This window comes from Oceanibium sediminis, assembly GCF_003265325.1.
In the GTDB taxonomy this organism is placed as follows: domain Bacteria; phylum Pseudomonadota; class Alphaproteobacteria; order Rhodobacterales; family Rhodobacteraceae; genus Halovulum; species Halovulum sediminis.
On sequence record NZ_QGNX01000130.1, the window covers coordinates 1 to 222 of the forward strand.

Genomic DNA, 222 nt, shown 5'->3' on the forward strand with positions numbered 1-222 from the left:
TTTCAAGCTTAACCGAACCGCCGCTCTCGCCGAGTGGCGCGGTCTTTGTGCGGCATAAGGGACAGCCTCGCTGTCCTTGCAGAGACGAGTTCGAATTGGTCTGACAGCACCTCATCGTCGGATGAATCCCGAACCGGCTTGCCAGCTCGGCCACCGTTTGCTCACCCTTCAGCGCCTCAAGCGCCACCTTCGCCTTGAACTCAGGCGAATGCTGCTTCCGTT

At 59.5% G+C, this 222-nt stretch carries 1 protein-coding gene; it reads right to left on the reverse strand.

What is annotated here, in order from left to right:
* Positions 1 to 222: transposase (locus DJ029_RS22390; RefSeq protein ID WP_368854698.1), on the reverse strand; the 222-nt coding region annotated here is incomplete at both ends.